Genomic DNA, 7,218 nt, shown 5'->3' with positions numbered 1-7,218 from the left:
CGCGGACCCCCGGGTGGGCCCGGGGGCGGGACACGCAGCGGTCCGGACCGTCGGCCGCGCGCCCCGCTACCCCGCGCAGGTCGGCGGCTTCGAGACCGGATCGGCCGTGCTCGAGCGACGAAACGAGATCGGCAAGCTGAGCTGGCACATCGACGAGGTCGACGACCTGCTCGGCGGCGGGATCGAAACCCAGTCGATCACCGAGGTGTACGGCGAGTTCGGCTCCGGGAAATCGCAGGTCACCCACCAGATGGCCGTCAACGTCCAGCTTCCCAAGGAGGTCGGCGGCCTCCACGGCCGCGCGATGTTCATCGACAGCGAAGACACGTTCCGCCCCGAGCGGATCGACGACATGGTTCGGGGCCTCCCGGACGAGGTCATCGAGGCCACCCTCGAGGACCGCGAGATCGAGGGAACGCCCGGAAACGAGGCGACGATGGACGAACTCGTCGACGACATCCTCGACAAGATCCACGTCGCGAAGGCGTTCAACTCCAACCACCAGATGCTGCTGGCGGAGAAAGCCAAGGAGCTCGCGGGCGAACACGAGGAGGCGGAGTACCCCGTTCGACTGCTCGCGGTCGACTCGCTGACCGCACACTTCCGCGCCGAGTACGTCGGCCGCGGCGAGCTCGCCGAGCGCCAGCAGAAGCTCAACAAGCACCTCCACGACATCGACAAGGTCGGCAACCTCTACAACACCGCCGTCATCGTCACCAACCAGGTCGCCTCGAACCCCGACTCGTTCTTCGGCGACCCGACCCAGCCGATCGGTGGCAACATCCTCGGCCACAAGTCCACCTTCCGGATCTACCTCCGGAAGTCCAAGGGCAACAAGCGGATCGTCCGCCTGGTCGACGCGCCGAACCTCGCCGACGGCGAGGCCGTCATGCGCGTCGAGGACGGCGGCCTGAAACCGGAGTAACGGCGCGGATACGCCGATCGCTCGTCTCCGGTGTTCGGTAGCAGAAAACGGCTGTCGTTCGTCCGACTCGAGTTGCACCCGCGAGCGACTTTTTTGGTCCGGATTCGTTCGGGGAGTGGTGAGCGACCGCAGGGGCACCCGACGAAAGAGCGTGGGTTCTAGTCCTCGGTCGAGGTCTTCTCCTTGTCGAGTTCGCCCCGGTAGATCTCCGCGCCGTCCTGGGCGACCTTCTCCGCGAGGACGGCGCACTTGACCCGCATCGGCGAGATGTCGACGCCGAGCATGTCGATCACGTCGTCGCGATCCATCTCGAGCAGATCGTCGACGGACTTGCCCTGCAGTTCGCCCGAGAGCATGCTCGCGGAGGCCTGGCTGATCGCGCAGCCGTCCCCGGAGAAGGCGACGTACTCGATCGTCTCGTCGTCGTCCTCGAGCTTGACGTCCATTCGGATCTCGTCGCCGCACATCGGGTTCTCGCCGACGTGGGTGAAGGTCGGATCCTCGAGTTCCCCGTAGTTGCGGGGGTTCTTGTAGTGGTCGAGGATCTGCTGTCGGTACATATCGGAGCCCAGTCCCATCGTTGAGGACGCGTACGGTCGTGCGCTGTAAAAGGGTTCCGGGCCGATAGCTGCCGCTACGGGGCTCGAGGCCGTCGAAAACCGGATCGGATGCGTACGCATCCGAACTGTCTGGGTAGTTGGCGAACGATCACTCCTCGGTACCCCCCGTCGACCCCTGGTCGATCGGCGGGTTCAGGTAACAGACGTCGACGACGATACCGACGCCGACGATCGCAGCGCCCGCGAGCGCGTACGGCGCCGGAACGCCGAACGCGGCCGCGGCAACCAGCGCGATCACGAACGCGATCGGGATCGTCCCGAGCGCGAGGTCGTACCGGTCCGCCGCGGCGAGAACGTCGACCAGGGCGTCGAACGGGTCCCGTTCGGGACGTCCGAGCGTCTTCTCGTGCATCCGTTCTCACCTCGGCACGTAGCCGTACGCGTTCGATTCTAAAAAACTTTTTTCGAGTTTCTTATTTCCCCGCGGCCCGTCGCCCTTCGGTGCCGAGGACGGGACTCGCCGTCGGTCAGGACGTCTTCGGACGCGGGTTTTCGAGAGGGTACTCGACGTGGTCGGGGTAGGCGCTCTCGTCGGTGGGCTGGAGCTCGAGGGCGATACAGAACCGATCGAGCCCGACCTCGAGGCTCCCGAACAGGAGGAGTTCGACGATCTCCGCTTCGGTGAACGCCTCGCCCAGTTCCGCGAAGAAGTCGTCGGAGAGCTTGTGGGGGTCCGTCGAGAGCCGTTCGGCCAGCGAGACCGCGAGATACTCCCGGCGGGAGAGTTCGTCCGGGTCGATCTCGCCGAAAACGGCGTCCTCCTTGGGGGCGACGGCGTCGCGCACCTCGAGGGTCCGGACCGTCGCACAGTAGGCACACTGGTGGGTTTCGGCGACCTTGAGTCGCATCAGTTCCAGCAGTTCGGTGTCGACGTTCGCTCCGCACCCGAACGACTCGAACGCGGCCACGACGTGCTCGAAGATCTCGGGGCAGTGGGCCATCGCGCCGAAGAACGCGCCGTCGCCGTACCAGCCCGCCTCGGCCTCCTCGAGCAGTTCCCTGGTTCGGTCGTCGTCGACCGCCGTCGGGTCGAGAGGCTCCGGTCGCGGTGACATAACTCGGAGTTACTCGCGTGCCACGTTATATCTTGTCGTGGAGGTCACCACTCCTCCGCCCGTCGAGCGACGCCAACCTCTAAGGCGGTCGCCGCGGTGGCGTCTACCGATGACGTCCTCTCAGTCCGACGGCTCGGCGGACGGGGATTCGCTCGCGCCCGCCGAGATCACGGAGCGGTTCGCCGAACTCGAGCCCGGCGACGCGGTGCGGGTGAACGATCGCGAACTGACCTACGAGGTGGTCGAAACCGACGACTACGCCGTCGTCGCGGAGTCTCCCGACGGTCGCCGGGTGACGTTCTCCCAGAACCTCCAGTCGGGCGGCTGGACGGTCAACGAGCCCGTCTTCGCCGTCGAACGCCTCGAGGAGTAACGTTTCTCACGTTCGCTCGAGGAACAACCGGAACTCGAGGTCGTTCTTGTCGGCGCCGACGACGTCTGTCGCCTCCTTCCGGAACCTCTCCTCGAGCCCGGTCTCGTCGGTGATCGACGGCTCGCAGAGCCGATCTGCGAGCCGCTGGACGGCGCTTGCACGCTCGCCCGGTGAACGGAGGACGATCCCGGCGAACTCCTCGAGCGGGAGCGCCGCGAGGCGTTCGACCACCGATTCGAGCGACGGGTCGTCGTCGACGGCGACGCTCGCGAATCGCCGCGAGCCGTGGGTCAGCGTCTCGACGCCCTCCTCGGCGCGACCGTTCCCGTCCGTTCGGTCGATCGCGGCGGCGCGGAGCCGCTCCGCGCGCTCGATCGCGCCCGATCGCCACTCCGCGATCGGCGCGTCGGGCTCGATCCGTACCGCGTAGGCGTCGCCGTCGAACTCGAGGAGTCCGTACGCGACCGCCAGTTCGAGCAGCCCCGCGGACGTCTCGCCCGACAGCTCCCGTCGCGCTTGCGCGGCGGTGAACCGGTCGGTTCCGTACCGGTCGACGGCCGCGGCGTAGAGCTCGAGGGCGTCCTCGAGTCGCGGTAGCGCCCCCGCCATCAGTGGCCCATCGAGTGTCCGACCGCCCACGGGTATCCCTCGGTGCTTCGGACCAGTCCGCCGGGACCGTGATCGTGGTCGTGATCGTGGCTCGCATCCTCGACCTGCGAGGCCATCGGGACGGCGTCGTCGATGCGGACGATCATGCTCGCGGCCTCGCCAGCGCAGGCCAGCGCCTGGCGCTTGACGTACAGCGGCTCGAGGACGCCCCGGTCGGCCGCGTCGACGACCGACCCGGTCTCGAGGTCCAGTCCCGCCCTGTGGTCGCCGTCGTGGTGGGCGGTTCGCAGCTCCAGCAGCGCGTCGGTCGGATCGATTCCGCTGGTCTCCGCCAGCGTCCTCGGGATCGTCTCGAGGACGTCGGCGAACGCCTCGACGGCGAGCTGTTCGGTTCCGGCCAGTCCGGCCGCGAACGACCGCAGCTCGCGGGCCAGCGCCGCCTCGACGGCGCCGGCGCCGGGGACAACCGCCTCGTCCTCGACGGCGAGTTTGAGCGCGTAGAAACAGGTGTCGAGGACGCGCTTCGTCTCGTCGGCGACGTGTTGAGTTCCGCCGCGGAAGACGACTGAGACCTGGCCGAGTTCCTCGAGCCCCGAAACGATCGCGACGTCGGTGGGGCCGAGCGAACGGCGCTCGACGCGAGCGGCCGTCCCGGTCGTCGCCCGCGTCAGGCTCTCGACGGGAACCGGTTTCCCGCCCGTGGCTCGCGCCAGTCGGTGGAGCTCGTCGCGCTGGGTTCGCTCGACCGCGAGGACCCCCTCCTCGGCGAGGCGGTACCGAACGGGGTCGTCGATCGCCTGCTGGCAAAAGACGACGTTGGCGCCGACCCCGACGGCAGCGTCGACGTACTCCTCGTAGACGTCGCGCTCGTACTCCCTGAGCTCCTTGTAGTCCGCGTAGGACTCGAGGTCGACGCGGCCGACGCCCCGCGGAGTGTCGATCGAGAGCGCCTCGTCGATCAGGGCGACCGTCGCGTCCCGGTGGCGGTCCGGGAGCGCTCCCTCCGGGGAGACGACGTCCGTCGAGGACGTCTTCGTGTCGATCACGAGCCCGCCGATCACCGCCGAGTCGTAGAACGAACCCCCGGGAATCGTCTTCCTGGTGAGTCGCTCGAAGCCGACGCGGCCGTCGCGCTCGATGGCTCGCACGGCCTCGACGGCCCGGTCGGCGAGGAAATCGGTTCCCGACTCGTCCCACTTGCCCGTGACGACCGTGCGGGCGATATCGCGCAGTCGCTCGTCGTCGGCGACGTCGACGGGCACGGTCAGCTCCGGGAGGGTCTCGACGGCCCGAGAGACGGCGAGGTGGTACCCCTCGTCGACCTTCGCCGGCGACACGCCTCGCTCGAGCAGCGACTCGGCCTCGCCGAGCAGTTCGCCGGCGAGGACGACCGCCGTCGTCGTTCCGTCGCCGACGGCTGTGTCCTGGCCCTCGGCGACCTCGAGGACGAGGTTTGCGACCGGGTGTGAGAGCTTCATCCGTGCGAGGATGCTCGCCCCGTCGTTCGTGATCGCCACCTTCCCGTCGTCGGTAACGAGCATCTTGTCCAGGCCGTTCGGCCCGAGCGTCGTTCGAACGATCCCCGCGAGCCGTTTCCCGGCCTCGAGGTTCTCCGCTCTGCTCGGGACGTCCTCGCGTTCACCCGACGCGAGTCGGTCGCGTTCCGTGTTACTCCCCGACATATCGTATCCGCTCGTGAGTACCGAACGAACCGTGATAAAGGGACCCGCATCCGTTCCGGATCGCCGCAACTACTCCGTCGCGCACCGGCTCCATCGCCCGACCCGGACCTGTCAGCGTCACTGAATCAGCTATAACTGCGGCCGCGTTACTAGTGAACTCGTAACATGCCGGAAACCGTCTTCGAGGTCGATACCGACTCGCCGCCGGACGAACAGCCCGATCCGATCGTCAACCGCTGGCACCCCGACGTGCCGCCGGTGTCGTCGATCGAACCCGGCGAGAAGGTTCGCGTCGAGTGTCTCGACTGGACCGGGGGCCAGGTCGAGAACGACGACAGCGCAAACGACATCCGCGACATGGAGCTGGACCCGAACCACCACCTGAGCGGTCCCTTCGAGGTGCAGGGAGCCGAACCGGGCGACATGCTCGTCGTCGACATCCTCGATCTGGGCGCCTTCCCCGACCGCGAGTGGGGGTTCAACGCGATCTTCGACCGGGAGAACGGCGGGGGCTTTCTGACCGACCACTTCCCGGAGGCCCGCAAGAGCATCTGGGAACTCGACGGCGTCATGGCCAGCACGCGCCACATCGAGGACGTCCGGTTCCCCGGCTGTGCCCACCCCGGCATCCTCGGGACGGCGCCCTCTCACGAACTGCTCGAGGAGTGGAACGAGCGCGAGCGGGCGCTCGTCGAGCGCGGTCCCGACGACCCCACCGCGGTCAACCACGAGACCGGCGAGGCAGAGCCGCCGCTCGCGCTCCCGCCCGAGCCCAACGACGTCCTGCTGGGCGACATGGACGAAGATCAGGTCGACGACGCGGCGGAGGAGGCCGCGCGAACGATTCCGCCCCGCGAGAACGCGGGCAACTGCGACATCAAGAACCTCGGCCGCGGCTCGCGGGTCTACCTGCCAGTCTTCGTCGAGGGGGCGAACTTCATCGTCGGCGACCTGCACTTCTCGCAGGGCGACGGTGAGATCACCTTCTGTGGCGCGATCGAGTTCCCCGGCTGGATCGATCTCAAGGTCGATGTGATCAAGGACGGGATGGAGAAGATGGGCACCGACTACGCGATGTTCAAGCCCGGCTACATGGACCCGGACTTCTCGAACTACGTCGTCTTCGAGGGCTACTCCGTCGACGAGGACGGCACCCAGCACTACAAGAACGCCAACGTCGGAATGCGACGGGCCTGTCTCGACGCCATCGACTACATGACGAACTTCGGTTACTCCGCCGAGCAGGCCTACATGCTGTTGAGCACGGCGCCCGTCGAGAGCCGCATCGCGGGCATCGTCGACCTGCCGAACACCTGCGTCACGGTGTCGGTTCCCCAGGAGATCTTCGAGTTCGACGTCGACCCCGATCGGCTGGCCGACGGCGGCCCCGACGAGAGCCGCGGCGAGGTCGCGAAGACGTCGTAGCCCGCGCCGGTTCCGGGGACTCGAGCGCGGCGACGTCTCCGCGACCCTGCAGACGCACCCTACTCCGACTCGCGCTCGAGGAGGTGCTCGGACAGGCGTCGAATATCGTCGACGATCTGGCCGTCCTCGTCGAGCTTGTACGTCGCTCGGTCCTCGAGTTCGTCCGTCTCGACGACCAGACCGTACGCGACGAGATCCGCCACGTGGTCCTCGACCGAATCGGCATCGACGCCCGCGATCCGACCGATCTCGTTCGCACTAAAGTGGGTGACGGGATCTTCCGCCTCGGTCAGCAACGCCCCGATGATCTTGGTCTTCGGGTGGGTCCCGAACACGTCGGTCAACGGGACGTTCTTGACATCCTCCCCGCGCTAAAGGGCGAGGATTCCACGACGTGGAGTTTGAGGTTCCGTGTTTCCTCGGGGTTCAAGTACGCTTTCGCGTGACCCTTCGACGGGAGCCGTCCAATTGTGACCGAGGACGTGCATTGCAACGGGTACAGCCCTGTCAACGGGGCCTTCCCATCCAG

At 67.3% G+C, this 7,218-nt stretch carries 9 protein-coding genes; 3 read left to right on the top strand and 6 right to left on the bottom strand.

Annotated features, from left to right (window positions below):
• A partial coding sequence (radA, locus tag GWG54_RS19855) for a DNA repair and recombination protein RadA (RefSeq protein ID WP_245242889.1) occupies nucleotides 1-925 on the top strand: 925 nt, incomplete at its 5' end.
• Between the two features lie 158 nt (nucleotides 926-1,083).
• On the opposite strand, the gene sufU is transcribed toward radA, so the two are convergent.
• From sufU to GWG54_RS19840, 3 genes are all read right to left on the bottom strand, one after another.
• Complete coding sequence (gene sufU / locus GWG54_RS19850) at nucleotides 1,084-1,503, bottom strand: Fe-S cluster assembly sulfur transfer protein SufU (protein ID WP_008421351.1); 420 nt, start codon at nucleotides 1,501-1,503, stop codon at nucleotides 1,084-1,086.
• Between the two features lie 130 nt (nucleotides 1,504-1,633).
• Nucleotides 1,634-1,897 (bottom strand): hypothetical protein, encoded by a 264-nt coding sequence (locus GWG54_RS19845; protein ID WP_167939377.1) that lies wholly within the window; start codon nucleotides 1,895-1,897, stop codon nucleotides 1,634-1,636.
• Nucleotides 1,898-2,012: 115 nt separating this feature from the next.
• Nucleotides 2,013-2,600, bottom strand: a complete 588-nt coding sequence (locus GWG54_RS19840) for a carboxymuconolactone decarboxylase family protein (RefSeq protein WP_167939376.1) — start codon at nucleotides 2,598-2,600, stop codon at nucleotides 2,013-2,015.
• 109 nt (nucleotides 2,601-2,709) lie between these two features.
• On the opposite strand from GWG54_RS19840, the gene GWG54_RS19835 reads away from it, so the two are divergent.
• Nucleotides 2,710-2,973: a transcriptional regulator gene (locus tag GWG54_RS19835; RefSeq protein ID WP_167939375.1), complete on the top strand. Its 264-nt coding sequence runs from the start codon at nucleotides 2,710-2,712 to the stop codon at nucleotides 2,971-2,973.
• Nucleotides 2,974-2,979: 6 nt separating this feature from the next.
• Here the strand turns inward: GWG54_RS19835 and GWG54_RS19830 are convergent, their stop codons facing one another.
• Entirely contained in the window at nucleotides 2,980-3,582 is a 603-nt protein-coding gene (locus GWG54_RS19830; RefSeq protein WP_167939374.1) for a hypothetical protein, read from the bottom strand.
• Nucleotides 3,582-5,264 carry a thermosome subunit alpha gene (thsA, locus tag GWG54_RS19825; protein ID WP_167939373.1) on the bottom strand — a complete coding sequence of 561 codons (1,683 nt, stop codon included), beginning with the start codon at nucleotides 5,262-5,264 and terminating at the stop codon, nucleotides 3,582-3,584. Before thsA ends, GWG54_RS19830 begins: the two co-directional genes overlap by 1 nt.
• Nucleotides 5,265-5,429: 165 nt before the next feature.
• On the opposite strand from thsA, the gene fmdA reads away from it, so the two are divergent.
• On the top strand, nucleotides 5,430-6,689 hold the full coding sequence (gene fmdA, locus GWG54_RS19820) for a formamidase (RefSeq protein ID WP_167939372.1): 1,260 nt from the start codon (nucleotides 5,430-5,432) through the stop codon (nucleotides 6,687-6,689).
• Nucleotides 6,690-6,748: 59 nt separating this feature from the next.
• Here the strand turns inward: fmdA and GWG54_RS19815 are convergent, their stop codons facing one another.
• The gene (locus GWG54_RS19815) at nucleotides 6,749-7,024 is read right to left on the bottom strand and encodes a hypothetical protein (RefSeq protein WP_312854310.1); all 276 of its coding nucleotides are present in this window, start codon (nucleotides 7,022-7,024) and stop codon (nucleotides 6,749-6,751) included.
• Between the last annotated feature and the right edge of the window lie 194 nt (nucleotides 7,025-7,218).

This window comes from Natronococcus sp. JC468, assembly GCF_012163165.1.
GTDB lineage: Archaea > Halobacteriota > Halobacteria > Halobacteriales > Natrialbaceae > Natronococcus > Natronococcus jeotgali.
This window is presented reverse-complemented; position numbering and strand designations above follow the sequence as displayed.

Excerpts from the sequence above, each read along its gene's own strand:
- sufU (WP_008421351.1), bottom strand. The coding sequence starts at position 1,503 with ATGGGACTGGGCTCCGATATGTACCGACAGCAGATCCTCGACCACTAC.
- GWG54_RS19845 (WP_167939377.1), bottom strand. The coding sequence starts at position 1,897 with ATGCACGAGAAGACGCTCGGACGTCCCGAACGGGACCCGTTCGACGCC.
- GWG54_RS19840 (WP_167939376.1), bottom strand. The coding sequence starts at position 2,600 with ATGTCACCGCGACCGGAGCCTCTCGACCCGACGGCGGTCGACGACGAC.
- GWG54_RS19835 (WP_167939375.1), top strand. The coding sequence starts at position 2,710 with ATGACGTCCTCTCAGTCCGACGGCTCGGCGGACGGGGATTCGCTCGCG.
- GWG54_RS19830 (WP_167939374.1), bottom strand. The coding sequence starts at position 3,582 with ATGGCGGGGGCGCTACCGCGACTCGAGGACGCCCTCGAGCTCTACGCC.
- thsA (WP_167939373.1), bottom strand. The coding sequence starts at position 5,264 with ATGTCGGGGAGTAACACGGAACGCGACCGACTCGCGTCGGGTGAACGC.
- fmdA (WP_167939372.1), top strand. The coding sequence starts at position 5,430 with ATGCCGGAAACCGTCTTCGAGGTCGATACCGACTCGCCGCCGGACGAA.